Source organism: Paenibacillus sp. FSL R10-2796, from assembly GCF_037965315.1.
GTDB lineage: Bacteria > Bacillota > Bacilli > Paenibacillales > Paenibacillaceae > Paenibacillus_AQ > Paenibacillus_AQ odorifer.
In genome coordinates, this window is the sequence record NZ_CP150178.1 from 4,534,174 (window position 1) to 4,550,330 (window position 16,157).

Below are 16,157 nucleotides of genomic sequence, written 5' to 3' on the forward strand. Positions count from 1 at the left end.
TTCCTCTAGCGATATAAATGATACTGCTGTGTTATTTCTGCAAATTGCTTGCTTTCCGCTGCAAACTGTTCAAGCAGCTGCTTGGCTTGCATATTGTCCGTACGATACATGTTGTCTCCCCCCAGCAAATCGATAAATGGACGAGAGCCCTCCTTCACAGGAGGCAGGAATGAAAATTGCTCGTACAAATCTCTTATCGCAAATAATAAGGTTACCCCAACTTCTAAAGGCCTCAGCACTTGGAGATCTGTAATGTGAATTTGTACCCCGCCGCATAGCTCGCCACAATGTTTAGATGACGTTGGCTTGAAATGAACTGGACGAAAAAACACACCTGGGATACCTTTTGCATTCATCTCATCTGCCAATTGCTGCGCTTGAATGAACGGAGCACCAATCATTTCAAAAGGGAACGTTGTTCCACGTCCTTCGGAGCAGTTTGTGCCTTCAAATAAACATGTTCCTGTATATAATAACGCCGTTTCATATCGTGGTATTCCAAGTGAAGGATGAACCCAAGTTAATCCTGTATCCGGGAAGGACATGCTCCGTTCCCAGCCTTCCAAACGAACGACATGCAGCGATGCATTCCAATTCATTTGATCATTTGCCATCGTTGCTACCTCACCTGCTGTTAAGCCGTATCGTACGGCTAGATCGTAATTTCCAACAAATGATTTGAAGTCGGGCTTCAAGACATTCCCTTCTACCGTTACCCCGTTAAGCGGATTAACACGATCAAGAACAACAAATTCTACACCTGCATTTGCACAATCTTCAAGTGCATACAGCATCGTATAAATAAATGTGTAATAGCGTACACCAACATCTTGAATATCGTATACAATGATGTCTACTTCATTCAGCATTTCTTTTGTTAAACGCTTGGAGTCTTTACGGTACAAGCTATAGACTGGAACATTCGTAAAAGGATCCATGTAAGTGTCTACTACTGCCCCTGCATCCAAATCTCCGCGAACGCCATGCTCAGGTGAAAACATCGCAGCAAGATTAAAATTTTCATGTAATATAGTAATCGTTGATGCAAAATCCTTCGTAAGACCTGTCGGCGCTGTAATCAATCCTACGCGCTTACCTTCGAACAAATAACGATAATTCGTTATAGAATCAATCCCATTTAACACCATATGAAGCTGCCTCCTAGCTGCTTTTTCGCATAAATGAATAGAACAAGGGAATGTTTCCTGCTATACATAGAAACACTCCCTCTTAGCTAGTTGAATAGTTACCAAAGACTAGACTGCCTAACCTTCACCGTTTCAGCAGGCACCATAAATGCTTCTGCATATGTCTTTCTTGCTTCACAGCCGCGAACAACTGCTAGTGCTTTATAGTAATCCATGTATTTGAAAGATTTGCTATTCGTCACAAACCAATGCTTGCTTAAAGCATCTATCCATAGATCAAATGCCGCTTGATCGAAATCCACATATACGTAAGGGACATAATCAACCGCATCCTCCCAGTTTTCGGAGTAATATAATCTTGCTGCAAAGTGCGCGGGGAGCGCTCGTTCAAAGGATGATAGACTTGCGAAGAAACGGGCATCATTTACGATATGATGCGTTAGCGCATGGTCCTTATGCATACTGTTTTTCCAGTGTGTAATAATAATGTTAGGCTTCACGCGACGAATTACATCACAAACCTCCATACGAATTTCTTGATTGTCAGGCAACTCTCCGTCACAATAATCATCGAATACAATGGCTTCACCACCTAGCATATCCGCAAAAACCTGTGCCTCTTTCACTTTTTGCTGACGATATTCCTTCATATCCTGTCCTGCCGGGACCCCTCGTTCACCCGCAGTTAACGCTAATGTCACAATGCGATCTCCCTTTAAACTATGACTAGCGAGTACACCACCAGAAGCTAGCTCCACATCACCAACATGCGCTCCAATTGCTAATACTGTGAATTTTTCGCTCATCTTTAAAGTTCCCTCCGCAATATAGAAAATTGTTTTTCAATAGTAAAGCCCGCTTTTTGATAGATTCGAAGAGCCGGATTATTATTTCCAGTGAATAGAGAGATATATTGACAGCCCACATTTTGAAAAGCTTCAACCATTCGGAAAAATAATACACTGCCAAGACCATGACCCTCATGCTCTGGGTGCACTCCGATACCGCAAAAAAATGCTCTTCCATCAGGCTGCGAAATAATTGGACCTGCAAAGCCCACAACCTCGTTGCCGTACACAGCTACTACAAGTGGTGCGCCAACCTTCACATAAGTAACAATATCCTTCTTCCACTGCGGATTTTGCAGGGCAGCAAGCGTTGCTTCAAGCCCTGTATGTAAATCAGGGACATAGGACGTAATGTAATAGTCCTTGCTTTTTGCATTGGTTTCCTTATCTAAAATATCTTCGGGAACTATAAAGCTTCCGAGTTTTAAATACATGCCGCATTGCGTCGCTCGATCTTCGTAGCCTCTAGCCATTAAAGCTTCATATAATGGCTGGTCCTTACTGATGCCCGGGGCATTATTATGCTCATGCTGAGGTGCACTTGGTATACTCCACTTCAGCTTAACAGGGTTGAAAAACAATACATCCGCTTGTCTTTTCCCAAGTTCTTGGAATCTTTTTTCTAAACGCAATAGAAAAGCATCGTAAAGCTCCAGAGAAGCCACATGGGTATCTATAATAACACTCGTAATATAACCGGCCACATCTCCAAGAGGGAGATCGTCACCGCAGCAGCCAGCTGCAAAACCAACAATCCCTTTTTCGTCACAGCCTACCCATATACAGTCAGCGTCAAAATAAGGATGGTCGATGAATGTATCTTGAAACTCTCGCTCTGTAAATGGCTTATAATCATATTTTGTAGCCTCACGATTCCAAAGCTCTACAACTGCAGAGTGATCTTCAATTGAAAAGGATCTGATTTGCATCATTTAAGCCTCCTGTGAACGTCCAATATAGGGCCAGGAAATTTTGCCCATTACTACTGGCTGTGAAGCTCCAGTTACTAGCGGGATATTGTTTGGTAAGCGCTCCATCGTGTAATACGCTAGCAGAGCAAAAGCAATTGCTTCCTTAGCATCACTATTACCACCGATATCCTCCTGCGTCAGCACCTGCACGTTATGCGGTGCAAATAAGTGCTGCAAATCACGCAAAAGCGTCTTGTTATAGCTTCCACCGCCGCCAATTAACAATTGCTCAGCCTGGTGCTGCGGTGCAATATACCGTTCATAGCTATCGACGATGCTCCAGGCAGTTAAGTACGTAGCTGTTGCAACAACATCTTCTGCTTTCCAGTGATTAACCTTCATCATTTCAATAATTTGTGCCACGTATTGTTGACCAAACCGTTCTCTGCCTGTCGATTTTGGTAACGGCATCGTATAATATTTATCCTGCTGCATCCATTTCAATAGCTCATCAATCACTTGACCGCCCGCACCAATTTCGCCATTAACATCCATTGTCATTGGTATAAATAATTGCGATACAAGGCCATCGATAATCATATTTCCAGGACCCGTATCAAAAGCAAATACCTCATCCGGTGAGGCATTTACAGGCAAAACAGTCACATTGCCTATTCCGCCAATATTTTGCATCAGAAGTGTTTTCTTTGGATTGTTAAACAATAAGTATTCGGTAAATGGTACTAACGGAGCTCCTTGTCCACCCATTGCCATGTCAGCAACTCGAAAGTCTGATACGCAAGGAATCCCTGTGCGATTGGCGATAACTGCACCATCCCCAATCTGAACGGTACAATGCAGATTATAGCCGCCCATAACATTCTCTTCCGGAGCATGATAGATTGTTTGACCATGCGATCCTACTGCGAATATTTGCGAAGGCGAAAGGCCGCATTTCCCTATAACGGATAATGTGGCTTGGGCGTATAATTCGCCAAGCCACATATTCATTGCGCCAACCTTATCAATCGTAGCGCTAGCGGGATCAAAAAGCTCAAATATGGAGTTTCTAACTTGCACCTCAAAAGGAGTGTTTTCAAAAGCCAGTAATTCAATCTCTACTCCATGCTCTTTTTCGGCTGATGTGAAAAGCTTAACTACTGCTGCATCAATACCATCTACTGATGTACCTGACATCAAGCCAACAAAGTATGTTGCATCCACTTTTGATTGTTTGTCCATTAACCTTTCACCGCTCCAACTGTTACCCCTTCAAGGAAGTATTTTTGTAAACTGAAGAACAAAATAAACATTGGAACTGCTGAAATGGTTGCCCCCGCCATCATCGGTGCAAAGTAAGTTGTATTCGCAAAGCGAAAGTTTTTCAAGCCGACCTGAATGGTTTGCATATCCATCGTATTCGTTACTAGGAACGGCCAGAAAAAGTCATTCCATGCCGCCATGAACGTTAGGATTGCTAGTACTGCCATAATTGTTTTAGATAGAGGCATAATGATATACCAGAAGATTTTAGGCTGGGAACAACCTTCGATTTTAGCAGATTCAATAATTTCACCTGGAATGGAGGACATGAACTGCTTAACCAAGAAGATATTGTATACCGTTACTATGCTCGGCATAATCAACGCAGTGTACGTATTTTGTAATTCAAAAATATTTACGATCAAAATATATAGTGGAACCTGAGTAACTTGAACAGGAATCATCATAGATCCCAGCAAAATAGCGAACAAAATGTTTTTCCCTTTAAATTTCATTTTTGCAAAAGCATATCCAGCAAGAGTAGCAAAAAATACGTTAGATACCGTGATACACGCTGCCACTATAAAAGAGTTCAATAACCAGTCCCATGTATGTGGGCTAAAGTTAAAAAAGAATTTATAAGATTCAAATGAAATCTTCTTTGGTAGGATAGAATAGCTCATTGCACCAGCTTCTACCGGATCACCGAACGAGGAAATGACCATAAAGTATATCGGGAATATGGTAGCTGCGGCGAATAGGATAAGGAACGTAATGTTTGCACCATTACGTATAAACAGATACCCTTTGCTTCTTAAGCTATTGTTGTACAAACCCATAGTATTCTGCTCCTTTTCCTAGTATTCTACATCTTTACCTATAAACTTGAATTGAAGGAATGAGATAAATCCGATAATCGCTGCTAGAACTAATGATTGTGCCGCTGCCTCACCAAACTCAAAATATGTGAACGCATTGTTAAAGATTAACAAACCTACCATTGTTGTTGCATGGTCTGGTCCACCGCCTGTCATAAGATAAGCGTTTTGGAATACTTGGAAGGAACCGATAACACCCGTAACAAGTAGGAATAGCGTTGTTGGCTTAAGGAAAGGGACAACGATAAACCAAAGCTTTTGCAGGAAAGACGCGCCATCAATTTCAGCTGCTTCATAATAGCTGTTATCAATAGCGAGTAATGCGGCTATATAAATAATAATTGCTGTACCATGACTTGATAACCATGACATTAACACAAGTGAGAACATTGCAGTTGCACTGGAACCAAGCCAGTTTTGATTTTCAATACCTAAAAAACTCACGAGCTTATTGGCAATACCTGATTTTAAAGGATCGAAGATCCACAGCCACACAACAGAAAGCGCTACACCAGATGCTACGGCTGGCAAGTAATATAGTGCTTTAAAGATCGTTTGTGTTTTTTTCTTGAAAGGAATAATCAAAATTGAAATTAAAAATGACAGAAGAATATTAAACGGAACAGTTAATAACGTATATACTAACGTGTTTTTCAGCGCTTTCCAGAAAAGTTCATCTGAAAACGAGTTAACGAAGTTATCCATGCCGACAAAAGTGGATCCTAATGGACCATATTTTTGTAAGCTGATAATAAAAGCATTGATGACTGGATATGCGGTAAATAAAGAAAACGCAATAAGTGCTACTGCGATAAACGCGTATCCCCAACCTGAGTCACTTTCGAGCTTCAATTTTTTTCTTTTAGTCAACGTTTGATTCATTGGGTCGCACCTCTCTTCTAAAAACAGTACAAGCTCTAGCTAATTTAGAAGGAAAGCTGTACGTTCTAGCTACGCACAGCTTTCACATGTCAGCCTACGACAGACTAGTCAACTACAATACCATCTTTACCGAAAGATTTAATTGCAGCTGCTTTAACTGCATCATACATTTCTTGTGGAGCAATCTCATTTGCAAGTAAGGCTTGTAGTTTAGGAATAATAACTTCTGTTTCAATTTTTAATGCTTCAGCAGCCAGATCAGTAGGAATATCTGTACGAGCCGGAAGCGCTTTTGCCATCATAGCTTTACCTGCAGCAACGTTATCTTCGTTACGAGGGAATTTTTCAAGTACTTCTGCATTACGTGCAGATTCAGTAATTGGTGATAAGAACAGTTCATTACTGTAGTTAGCAGCAATTGAACCAGAAGACAAGAAATTCGTTGCTAGGGCAATATTTTTGATGTGCTCTTCAGATGGAGCTTTTTTACCACGAAGTGCGATATAACCATCAACGATTGAAGTAGGGACATAATCGGCACCGTTGAATGTTGGGACTGGAAGTGAAATATAATCAACTTCAATAGAATCTGCAACAGCTGAACCATCGTTCGCTTTAATCTTCTCATTGTTTAGACGAGCAGAGTTTTCAAATGCAGATAAACCTTTACCTGTGATCATCGTTTGGCCCGTTAGGAACATGTTCCACCGTTTGCCAGCATCGATAGAGCTTAGCTCTTTAGGCATAGAACCATCGTTGATCATTTCGCGAATAGATGTAAGTAGCCCCAAGAAGTTTTTGCTTGTATACGTATATTTAAGATCTTTATCGAAGTAATCTGGTAAACCTGCAGTTTTAGCAAGAATAGCTAGATAGTCTTTAGATGCTACACCAGATGTTGCGAACACGAAACCATAACGAGTAGTTTCACCTTTATCATTTTTCACTACGCCTTTAGAAATTGCATTACGGAACTCTTCATAAGTCCAACCGTTTTGTTGAATGCTTTTCCAATCAATTCCGGCTTCTTCAAGGAATTGTTTGTTACCACCGATAGTGTGGATTTCCATATATGCTGGTAGGCCGTATTGAGCGTCACCTAGTTGGAAATATTTCAATGGAACTTCGTCATAATCGGCCTTGGCTTCATCAGAAAGGGCACCGTTAAGGTCGATTAGTACATTAAGTGCTGCATATTTCGAAATTCCTGAAGCACCGATAAAAGCAATATCTGGAGGAGAACCTGCATTTACTTGAGTATCAAGTTTTTGCGTCATATCTTCCCAGCTCGCTGGTTCGATTTTCAAAGTCAAGTTAGGATGTAGTGTATTAAATTCTTTTTCCATATCAGCAAAACGTGTTTGATAGTTCGCTGATATCGGAGGTAAAAGTGCTGTAATCGTATCCTTTTTAGGCTCAGAACCACCGTTACTAGTTCCTGTATTACCGGAATCTGTAGAAGTTGTAGCGTTATTTCCGTTTCCTCCGCAAGCCGATAATAGTGATACCATCATGATTCCTGACAAAAACAGAGTTAATCCACGTGATCTTTTTTTCATCGAAAACAGCCTCCTCAATTATTAATAGCATCCATCCTGTTATTCCACTTTTCACACCTAAACCATTGATGCGATTGCCTGTTTCAAGCGTCCTCCGTTTGCGTTAAGTACTTGTTCTGCTTCTTTTGCATCTAACCCCGATTTAATCATCATAATTGCCAACTTACAGTTCATAGATGCTTTTTCAAGTGTTTCTGCGGCGGTTGATGTATCTACACCAGTCGTGTTCATGATGATACGAATCGAGCGATCTACGAGCTTAAAATTACTAGCCTTCAGATCAACCATCAAGTTGTTGTACGTTTTTCCTAACTTGACCATTGTGCATGTTGTCAGCATATTAAGCACCAACTTCTGAGCAGTTCCTGCCTTTAATCGAGTCGAACCGCTAATGACCTCAGGTCCTACAACAGGTGTTATACAAACATCTACAATGGGTTCGAACTTTGAGCCTCTGTTGTTACAAACACCGATAGTGGCTGCTCCAAGTTCCTTTGCTTTCGCTAAAGCTGCAATAACGTAGTTTGCACTACCGCTTGCCGAAATCCCAATTAGTACATCTTTGTTTGTTACACCAATGCTTTCGATTAATGCGATCCCTTCATCCATATCGTCTTCACAGCCTTCAACCGCAGTACGCAAAGCAATATCACCACCAGCGATATAGCCCTGCACCAAGGAAGGATCTGTACCAAAGGTAGGAGGACATTCGGAAGCATCCAGAACACCTAATCTTCCTGATGAGCCAGCTCCTATGTAAAACATTCTTCCACCATTAGACAACCTATGATGTAGAATATCTACCGCCTTTGCAATCTGCGGAATCTCCTCAGTTATAGCTCTGGGGACCAGTGCATCTTGTTGATTCATTAACTGGATCATTTCTTCCGTAGTACATTCATCAATCATTAATGTGTCTGGATTCACAGCCTCTGTTGTCAATCCCGCAAGGTAGTCATTCATAGCCATCCTCCTTCTTCCCAGTCTCAATCTGTCACCTAGTTAACAAAACGTGTTATATTAACTTACAATTATTATGCTCTTATACTAATACAACACCATCGCTTCGTCAATAGATTTTGAAATATAATTTCATAAAGAAATTAAATTCTGATGTTTTATTTCATTTCTTACATACTATGTTATACCACATTTATAAAGCGCTTACAAGATACAATTTAAATTTTTACCAATTGCTTTGATCGCTATGGCTCTAAGGTTAAAGCGATTTAAAAAAATGTATTATTTGCTGATTACCGCTCCAAACGAAACATAAAGTTACATCATCCGCGTTCAACCGGATGATGTTTCGTCTTCGATTCCATTCATTTTCTTCCTCATTATTGTGTGCCAAGCTATTAATTATTGAATTAAACTACTTATTATATTCATTAGATCGACGTATTCATCATGTAGATAATCTAACATGGATTGATATGTAGTACATTTTAGTACACGAATAAGCGAATGGAATACAAAAAAAGGAAAGCATTGATCCATGATCAATGCTTTCCTTCACATTCATTCTATCAGAACCTAATTTCTAAGTTTTTTCTTTAATATATTATGCGTTTTTGTTAAGTAGGTTTTTACTTCTTCATATTCTGCACTTGCGACACCAGCAAATAATATGTCGATGATCGTAAGCATCGCAATACGCGAGCCCATAGCCCCACTGCGGATTGTTATTTCAGGTGTGGATATGCTCAGTACAATATCCGCCCGCTCCGCAAGCTCACTTTTATTGTACTTCGTAATCGCAATACATTTCGCTCTATTCTTTTGGGCAATTTCCAGTGCATCAATAATATCACTAGTTGCTCCAGAGTTAGAAATGAAAATGGCAACATCATCTTTCTCAAGTAAAGTTGCTGCCGTGAGCTGACTATGACCATCTGTATAGGCATGACACATCTTATTAATTCGCGAGAACTTCTGTTCCCCGTCCATACAAACGAGTCCCGAAGCACCTATTCCAAAGAAAACAATTCGCTTACTATGACATAGTAATTCTACAGCTCTTGTAATTTCTTTTCGATCAATAACACTAAGCGTATCCTCAATGGACTTGCAATTATTCAATGAAATATTTGATATAATTGTCGAGAGATCATCACCTGGCTGAATATCTGTATATTGAGCCTTTGAATCCTCATCACGAGAACCCAAAGATGCCGATATACTCACAATAAAATTGCGGTATCCGCTGTAACCCATCGTCTTACAGAAACGAAGGACAGATGCATCGCTTGTCTTACTCGATTGAGCCAATTCCTTAATCGACAAATGAGGGATCTCTTCCGTATTTTCTAAAATGTAATCTCCGACCAATCGTTCAACTGGTGTAAAACTCTCTCGCATATCACGAATTTTAATTAATACGTTGTCATTTAGACTCATAATCTACCTACTCTAGATTTAATTAACACCTTTATTAATATCATAAACAATATAAACAACCTATTTCAATAACAAAATACGTTTCGGCATATCAAAGCTAATATTAATTAATCTATTAAAATCATCCTACTCTTAGGTCATCTGGTGACTTTACGTTGATTATAGCGTAATAAAGTTGTAAGGTATAGTCGATAATTATATACTTTCTGATATGGTGAAACAAGGGACCACAAAGGTCCCCGAAGATTCTTTCTATTGTTCTCAGCATACGTAATACGCATGTATTTTTAAATTTTACTGCCGTCTAAATATGACTCGATTTGTCAACGACATTCTTTGATGTAGCACCGTACTTGAACCATTTAATTTGCTAGCAAGCTGCTTTAATGTAGTCAAGAACACCGGCATGGCCGCTACACTTAGTAATAATAGTGCAATGATTAATACGAATGCTACCTGTATAAGTGTCGTTACGCCCGAAGGAATCAACGCGGCGCAGGTGATCCAACATCCCCTTCAAGCTCGTTATACCGCATCATCAGGAAGTAATCAACGCCCAGGGCTGCAATCAAGCCATCTAATGGCATTCCAAAAGCTGTCTGCAAGTTCTTCTTCGAGCTCAAGCGAATACAGTAACTCACCTTCTTCCATCATTTTAGCGAACATCTTCAAAGGGCCATATACAGTGCAGATCAATGCCATGGAAGGCAGGGGGCGTAACAATTTCTCCTCCTTACCGGATTTGACTATATCTAGAATGAATTTTAATAAATGACCGAATATTGCTTTGCTATGTTCGTCTAAGTAATATCCATCTTCATGCAAGCCTTTCTTTTGCGATTTTTTTGCGCAAGAAATAAAGAGTTCTTTATAATGTAATAATGTACATAAAGACGGATTTGGAGGGAAATAAATGGCAAGTCGTAAATGGGTATTAATCATAGACGATGAAGATGATTTAGCGCGTCTGATGAAGGCTGTTTTACATAAAGAAGGTGTTCCAGACGTTGTAACTGCCGGGACCGTTGCAGAGGGTTGGGACAAGTTCCAGGAGTATAATCCTGAGCTTATATTGCTAGATATTATGCTCCCAGATGGAGAAGGATATGACTTATGCAGAAAAATTCGGGAAACATCAAATGCACCCATCTTATTTATGTCTGCAAAAGACGAGGAAATTAATAAGCTGTTAGGACTGGCGATAGGTGGCGATGATTATATTACTAAACCATTCAGTCCGAAAGAAGTCGCTTATCGGGTAAAGGCACAACTGAGAAGAGCTGGCTTTACAGAAGAAAAAAAAGCTCCGAAAAGCTTACAAGCTGGCCCCTTTGAGCTTAGTGCCAATGAGACAGAATTAAAAAAGAATGGCGAGGTCCTCGTGCTAACCGCCAAAGAAGTCGGTTTAATGAGCTGTTTTATGCATCATCCCAATCAGATTCTAAGCAAAGAAACCTTGTTTGGACAGGCGTGGGGTGAGGACTTTTTTGGCTCCGATAATACAGTGATGGTACATATTCGGCGCTTACGCGAAAAAATTGAGGCAGACCCTTCAAATCCTTCCTTTATTTTGACGGTTAAAGGGTTAGGTTATAAATTAAATACCAAGGAGTGAGACTAGTTGAAATGGAAATTGACACTCCGCTTTTTAAGATCGGTTATGACTATTGTTGTGATCGTTGGTATTGTAAACGCGATTTTGTTCCTTTCCTTATTCGTTATAAAGGTAAATAATAATAACTTTGGCACTGAAGAAGCATCTGCAGAAACCTTTAGCCGAACCTTTTCACAATACGTAGAATTACAGGCTGGCAAACCTATTGTGAATGAAGAAGGTCTCAAAAAACTACAAGAAATGAGCGCCTGGGTACAATTCTTGAATGACCAAGGGGAGCAAGCAGCAGCATTTTATACCCCTGAAGAATTGAAAACAGAGTATTCTCCTATTGAAATTGTACAAATGTATAAATATAAAGAATTAGATGCACGCACGACGGTTTTTGTCAGCGAAGCCCAACATTTCAGTTACTTTTTAGGGATTAATAATCCTAAAATAGGCCGCTACGTAATGACCTATGACTACGCTAAAATTTTCAAAGATGTTAATGTTTTTCTTTTCATTTTTTTAATCGTTGATGTGCTTATTGTAATCCTCATTGGATTTCTATTTGGGAAAAAGTTAACTGCACCCCTTCATACATTAATAGAGGGTATTCAACAGCTCAGGGAACGACGTTTTAAGAAAATGCCTACTCCCAAAGGTGTTTATGAAGATGTTTTTCGTAATATGAATGAACTATCTGAAAAGCTCGATCGACATGAAGAGGAACGTAAACGTCTCGATCAAATGCGTGAGGAATGGATTAGCAATGTTTCACATGACATGAAGACACCACTTGCTTCTATTCAAGGTTATGCAGAATTTATTAACGACAGTGCCACAGATTTAACAGCCCAAGAATTACAGGAATACACGTCAATTATCAAGAGTAAATCGATGTATATGAAAGATCTGTTAGATGACCTCAATTTAACGACACGTTTACGTAATCACCAGCTATCCCTGCAATTTGAAGAGGTGAATCTCGTTCAGTTTCTACGAGAAATGACGATTGAACTTTTAAATGACCCGACCTTTGGAGAACGGCAGATAGAGTTTGAGGCGAATATGGCTAAAGCAATGCATAAAGTAGATAAGAAGTTACTAAAACGAGCGATCCTTAACTTGATCTACAACGCGCTGGTGCATAACGATGAAAATGTCGTGGTGAAGATTCGAGTGGATACAGGTTCAGAATCTCATACCCGAATTTCGATTTCTGATAATGGCCAGGGTATTTCGGCTAAAGATCTGGAACAGATTTTCGAACGCTACTATCGGGGTACAAATACAGCCAGCAAGCATGGTACTGGTTTAGGAATGGCCATCGCAAGAGACATTATTTGGGCTCATGAGGGGAAACTCGATATGACGAGCATTGAGAATACCGGAACCACCATTACTATACTTTTATAATACAAATGCCTTACTTACTCATTAGGCAGAGAAAAGGGCTGTGCTCCATTACCTTTATTGGAGACAGCCCTTCTTCAATTTTTTAGTTTTTTATTGCTTTTAGCGGAATATCCTCTACCTTCACTTCATCATATGAGGAGACTTGATCACCTTTTTTTACATACATTTTTAAGTAGGCGCCTTTACGAAGATTTTTTTGTGCATTAAATTCCAGTGGAATCGTATTACCTTTGGCATTTGTAGCTTCTAGTGTATAGGAATAGGAAGTCATCACTGTACCATCACTCAGTTTATATTCATGGGGTTTCCCATCCTCTGTAATTTGTAAATAGTAATTTTGGGCATTCATGCGATTGAAATCAATCTTTGCTAGAGCAAAGACACCTACAACCCCAATAACAAACAAAATACCCATAGTAATTAGAAATTTTTTCATCTCAATCATCCTTCTGTTCTATTATTTAGTGTGATAATACGATTGTATGAAGCTACGGTTAAGAAATAATACAACCCATAAATTATGGTATAAGCAATCATCCAGAGCAACACTGGCTTTGCTAAATCTATCATCAGTAGACTAGAGAATGCTTTTAAAGCCACTACACTATGCAATAACCCTACTATAAGCGGTACAACAAAGATAACGAATACCTGTGACGCAATGGATTTCCGCATTTCTTTTGCACTGACACCCATTTTATGCAGCATATTGTACTGTGCTTTATCTTCTTCTGCCTCAGTTAAAACTTTAAAGTAAATGATACTGCCTGTTGCAGCCAGAAATACGAGTCCAAGGAAACTTCCTATAAAAAGTAGAGAACCCACACTTTCCAAGCTTGTTTGGTAATCTTGAGGCCTGCTTGAAAATAGCGCTTCTTCAGGTAATTGGTTTGCAATTTTTGCAGATAAATCCACAGAGGCATCCTCTACCCCAAGAACACGATAGCGTAGCACTTCTCCATCATTCCGTAATACTTTATACTGTTCATCCGAGACTACAACTGTTATACCTGCTGTACCTGCATTTAATACGGTTTGTGTTTTAAAGCTTTGGAATGTGAGTGGATGGCCGTTGCCTGTTGTTATAGTTTTTCCTGTATACATAGGTGAGAGCCTTTTGTTATATCCGATATCTAAAATAACCGCGTAGCCATCCTTTACATTTAATTTTTCTTTATGCTGTACATTTGCTAAATTGTTGTATGTTTTTTTATCGATAACTGTATACCCTCTTTTATCAGAGCTATCGAACGAGGATGGCGAGTTTAATTCTTTCGTATGAAACGTAATGGATAGCGCTTCGATATTTTCATCGTATTTTGTAGCTGGCAGTACAGCACTTACTTGTTTATCCATTTCTGCATCTGTTAATTGATACATAAAGGTATTCGGATTAATCGTTTTTGCCGAGTCATTCGTATTGTAATACAGGCTATAGACCGCTCCACCGGCAGTTACTGTTGTAGCACTCAACACAGCAATCACAGTTAATGTACGTGCATTCCCACGGATACGATAGAGCAGCTGCGAAATGGTTATTACATGAAGGCCCTTCCACAGCCACTTTTCATTTTTCTTAATCATTGCTAACAGAAAGCCAGTCACACTGTGGAACAATAAAAATGTACCCACAATTACCGTTGTTAAAATAATTAATACGGTCATGAGAAATCCGATTTTTGCCCATACCTTAGAAGTGAAAAGGTCCTGCATTGCAAGCCAATAGCCCAAGACAATAAGTAACACTCCAAGAACAGCTACTATCATAGATGGTTTAGGCGCCACTTCTCCCTTTTTGGAAGCATGAAATAAATCAATCAGCTTAAATTGATAGATCAAACGGTAGCCTTGAAACGATGTCACTAAGAAAATAACAAGAAATACGATAGCCGTGTTCATCGCTGCCGCCATTGAAAAAGTAAAGGGTGCTACAACGTCATAACCCATTAAATGAATCAAAATCGTCATAAATCCTTTTGAACAAAGGAAGCCAAATACAATCCCTACTATTAAAGAGAATAATCCTAATAATAAATTTTCAAAAAAGAGCATAAAACCGATTTGACGATTACGTACCCCCAGCAACGCATACAGTGCGACTTCTTTTTTACGTTTTTTCATAAAAAATGAATTGGAATAAGCTATAAATATGAACACGAAAAAGATAAGAATGACTGCCGCTCCACTCATTAGGGAACCCAGTTTTTGGGATGAAGCCGTCTGTTCTGCTATCGTATCACTATATTTTAAGGTCACAAATGTAAAGTAAATGATGATACTAAACACCATCGATGCGATGTATAAAAAATATTGCGAGAAGTTTCTGGCTATATTTTTTCTTGCTAGACTAAATAACGTCATCTACCTCACCCCCAATGGCCGCATGAACATCTAAGATCTCTTGGAAGAAGGCTTTGCGTGTCTGATCACGACGATAGATTTCTGTTGAAAATGAACCATCCTTGATGAAAATGATCCGGCGGCAGAAGCTTGCGGCAAAGGCATCATGGGTCACCATCATAATGGTCGAATTGTTATTTTCATTTAAAGTACTTAAGCTTTCCAATAAATCTGTTGCTGATTTAGAGTCAAGTGCACCTGTTGGTTCATCAGCCAAAATCAGTGCTGGCTCTGTCACGAGCGCTCTAGCCGCAGCGGTTCTTTGCTTTTGACCCCCAGAGATTTGGTAAGGATATTTCCCCAGTAAATCTTCAATCCCAAATACTTTAGAGATCTGAGTCACAAGGTGATTAATTTTCTTCGCTGGAATTTTAGCAATCGCCAGGGGAAGCAATATGTTCTCCTTTACCGTCAAGGAATCGAGTAAATTGTAATCTTGAAAGATGAACCCGAGATGTTCACGCCGGAAGTCTGACAAAGCTGCTTCCTTCAGATCATGAATACTCTTGTTCTTCATATATATCTTTCCTTCTGTTGGAGAATCTATGGTTGCTAACAAATTTAGCAAGGTTGATTTTCCCGCTCCGGAAGGTCCCATAATCCCTACAAACTCACCTTCATGAATGTCAAAAGACACGTTTTCCAACGCTGTGTAAGCAGCACTTAACTTCCCGTACACTTTTTTTACGTTTTCTACTTTTAATAATGGTTCCATTCATTTCACCTCATAATTTGCTGATACTTATACTATAGGCACCGAACCTTACAGCAAATTCATGCCAACCTTACAACAAGCTTAAATCTACAAAAAAAAGATACCCTGTAGCCATTTAAGACTACGGAGTATCCCTT

General features: G+C 39.6%; 14 protein-coding genes and 1 pseudogene. 2 read left to right on the forward strand and 13 right to left on the reverse strand.

The window, feature by feature from the left end; all coding sequences use genetic code 11:
- Positions 1-5 precede the first annotated feature (5 nt).
- From NST58_RS20580 to NST58_RS20625, 10 genes and pseudogenes are all read right to left on the reverse strand, one after another.
- Positions 6-1,148 carry a DUF1343 domain-containing protein gene (locus NST58_RS20580; protein WP_339244044.1) on the reverse strand — a complete coding sequence of 381 codons (1,143 nt, stop codon included), beginning with the start codon at positions 1,146-1,148 and terminating at the stop codon, positions 6-8.
- Positions 1,149-1,246: 98 nt separating this feature from the next.
- Positions 1,247-1,954, reverse strand: a complete 708-nt coding sequence (locus tag NST58_RS20585; protein WP_076106428.1) for a PIG-L family deacetylase — start codon at positions 1,952-1,954, stop codon at positions 1,247-1,249.
- A 2-nt stretch (positions 1,955-1,956) separates the two neighbouring features.
- Entirely contained in the window at positions 1,957-2,928 is a 972-nt protein-coding gene (locus NST58_RS20590; RefSeq protein ID WP_339244047.1) for a GNAT family N-acetyltransferase, read from the reverse strand.
- Positions 2,929-4,149: an anhydro-N-acetylmuramic acid kinase gene (locus NST58_RS20595; RefSeq protein ID WP_339244049.1), complete on the reverse strand. Its 1,221-nt coding sequence runs from the start codon at positions 4,147-4,149 to the stop codon at positions 2,929-2,931.
- Positions 4,149-5,009, reverse strand: a complete 861-nt coding sequence (locus NST58_RS20600; protein ID WP_076127188.1) for a carbohydrate ABC transporter permease — start codon at positions 5,007-5,009, stop codon at positions 4,149-4,151. Before NST58_RS20600 ends, NST58_RS20595 begins: the two co-directional genes overlap by 1 nt.
- Positions 5,010-5,027: 18 nt before the next feature.
- Positions 5,028-5,930, reverse strand: a complete 903-nt coding sequence (locus NST58_RS20605) for a sugar ABC transporter permease (RefSeq protein ID WP_060622964.1) — start codon at positions 5,928-5,930, stop codon at positions 5,028-5,030.
- 104 nt (positions 5,931-6,034) lie between these two features.
- Positions 6,035-7,489, reverse strand: a complete 1,455-nt coding sequence (locus NST58_RS20610; RefSeq protein ID WP_076190768.1) for an extracellular solute-binding protein — start codon at positions 7,487-7,489, stop codon at positions 6,035-6,037.
- 57 nt (positions 7,490-7,546) lie between these two features.
- On the reverse strand, positions 7,547-8,452 hold the full coding sequence (murQ, locus tag NST58_RS20615; RefSeq protein ID WP_076278682.1) for an N-acetylmuramic acid 6-phosphate etherase: 906 nt from the start codon (positions 8,450-8,452) through the stop codon (positions 7,547-7,549).
- A gap of 573 nt (positions 8,453-9,025) precedes the next feature.
- Positions 9,026-9,889, reverse strand: a complete 864-nt coding sequence (locus NST58_RS20620) for a MurR/RpiR family transcriptional regulator (protein ID WP_042129113.1) — start codon at positions 9,887-9,889, stop codon at positions 9,026-9,028.
- A gap of 294 nt (positions 9,890-10,183) precedes the next feature.
- Positions 10,184-10,461 (reverse strand): annotated as a pseudogene (locus tag NST58_RS20625) (hypothetical protein); the annotation flags it as partial.
- 341 nt (positions 10,462-10,802) lie between these two features.
- On the opposite strand from NST58_RS20625, the gene NST58_RS20630 reads away from it, so the two are divergent.
- The gene (locus NST58_RS20630; RefSeq protein WP_076127196.1) at positions 10,803-11,504 is read left to right on the forward strand and encodes a response regulator transcription factor; all 702 of its coding nucleotides are present in this window, start codon (positions 10,803-10,805) and stop codon (positions 11,502-11,504) included.
- 6 nt (positions 11,505-11,510) lie between these two features.
- Positions 11,511-12,905, forward strand: a complete 1,395-nt coding sequence (locus NST58_RS20635; RefSeq protein ID WP_339244053.1) for a HAMP domain-containing sensor histidine kinase — start codon at positions 11,511-11,513, stop codon at positions 12,903-12,905.
- Between the two features lie 82 nt (positions 12,906-12,987).
- On the opposite strand, the gene NST58_RS20640 is transcribed toward NST58_RS20635, so the two are convergent.
- The 3 genes from NST58_RS20640 to NST58_RS20650 are packed head-to-tail and all read right to left on the reverse strand — an operon-like array spanning position 12,988 to position 16,020.
- Entirely contained in the window at positions 12,988-13,341 is a 354-nt protein-coding gene (locus NST58_RS20640; protein WP_076301684.1) for a YxeA family protein, read from the reverse strand.
- A gap of 5 nt (positions 13,342-13,346) precedes the next feature.
- Complete coding sequence (locus NST58_RS20645) at positions 13,347-15,266, reverse strand: ABC transporter permease (RefSeq protein WP_339244055.1); 1,920 nt, start codon at positions 15,264-15,266, stop codon at positions 13,347-13,349.
- Positions 15,253-16,020: an ABC transporter ATP-binding protein gene (locus NST58_RS20650; RefSeq protein WP_038572078.1), complete on the reverse strand. Its 768-nt coding sequence runs from the start codon at positions 16,018-16,020 to the stop codon at positions 15,253-15,255. Before NST58_RS20650 ends, NST58_RS20645 begins: the two co-directional genes overlap by 14 nt.
- Positions 16,021-16,157: the final 137 nt, after the last annotated feature.

What these genes read in the sequence shown, in the direction of transcription:
- NST58_RS20580 (WP_339244044.1), bottom strand. Translation starts at nt 1,148, where the DNA reads ATGGTGTTAAATGGGATTGATTCTATAACGAATTATCGTTATTTGTTC.
- NST58_RS20585 (WP_076106428.1), bottom strand. Translation starts at nt 1,954, where the DNA reads ATGAGCGAAAAATTCACAGTATTAGCAATTGGAGCGCATGTTGGTGAT.
- NST58_RS20590 (WP_339244047.1), bottom strand. Translation starts at nt 2,928, where the DNA reads ATGATGCAAATCAGATCCTTTTCAATTGAAGATCACTCTGCAGTTGTA.
- NST58_RS20595 (WP_339244049.1), bottom strand. Translation starts at nt 4,149, where the DNA reads ATGGACAAACAATCAAAAGTGGATGCAACATACTTTGTTGGCTTGATG.
- NST58_RS20600 (WP_076127188.1), bottom strand. Translation starts at nt 5,009, where the DNA reads ATGGGTTTGTACAACAATAGCTTAAGAAGCAAAGGGTATCTGTTTATA.
- NST58_RS20605 (WP_060622964.1), bottom strand. Translation starts at nt 5,930, where the DNA reads ATGAATCAAACGTTGACTAAAAGAAAAAAATTGAAGCTCGAAAGTGAC.
- NST58_RS20610 (WP_076190768.1), bottom strand. Translation starts at nt 7,489, where the DNA reads ATGAAAAAAAGATCACGTGGATTAACTCTGTTTTTGTCAGGAATCATG.
- murQ (WP_076278682.1), bottom strand. Translation starts at nt 8,452, where the DNA reads ATGAATGACTACCTTGCGGGATTGACAACAGAGGCTGTGAATCCAGAC.
- NST58_RS20620 (WP_042129113.1), bottom strand. Translation starts at nt 9,889, where the DNA reads ATGAGTCTAAATGACAACGTATTAATTAAAATTCGTGATATGCGAGAG.
- NST58_RS20630 (WP_076127196.1), top strand. Translation starts at nt 10,803, where the DNA reads ATGGCAAGTCGTAAATGGGTATTAATCATAGACGATGAAGATGATTTA.
- NST58_RS20640 (WP_076301684.1), bottom strand. Translation starts at nt 13,341, where the DNA reads ATGAAAAAATTTCTAATTACTATGGGTATTTTGTTTGTTATTGGGGTT.
- NST58_RS20645 (WP_339244055.1), bottom strand. Translation starts at nt 15,266, where the DNA reads ATGACGTTATTTAGTCTAGCAAGAAAAAATATAGCCAGAAACTTCTCG.
- NST58_RS20650 (WP_038572078.1), bottom strand. Translation starts at nt 16,020, where the DNA reads ATGGAACCATTATTAAAAGTAGAAAACGTAAAAAAAGTGTACGGGAAG.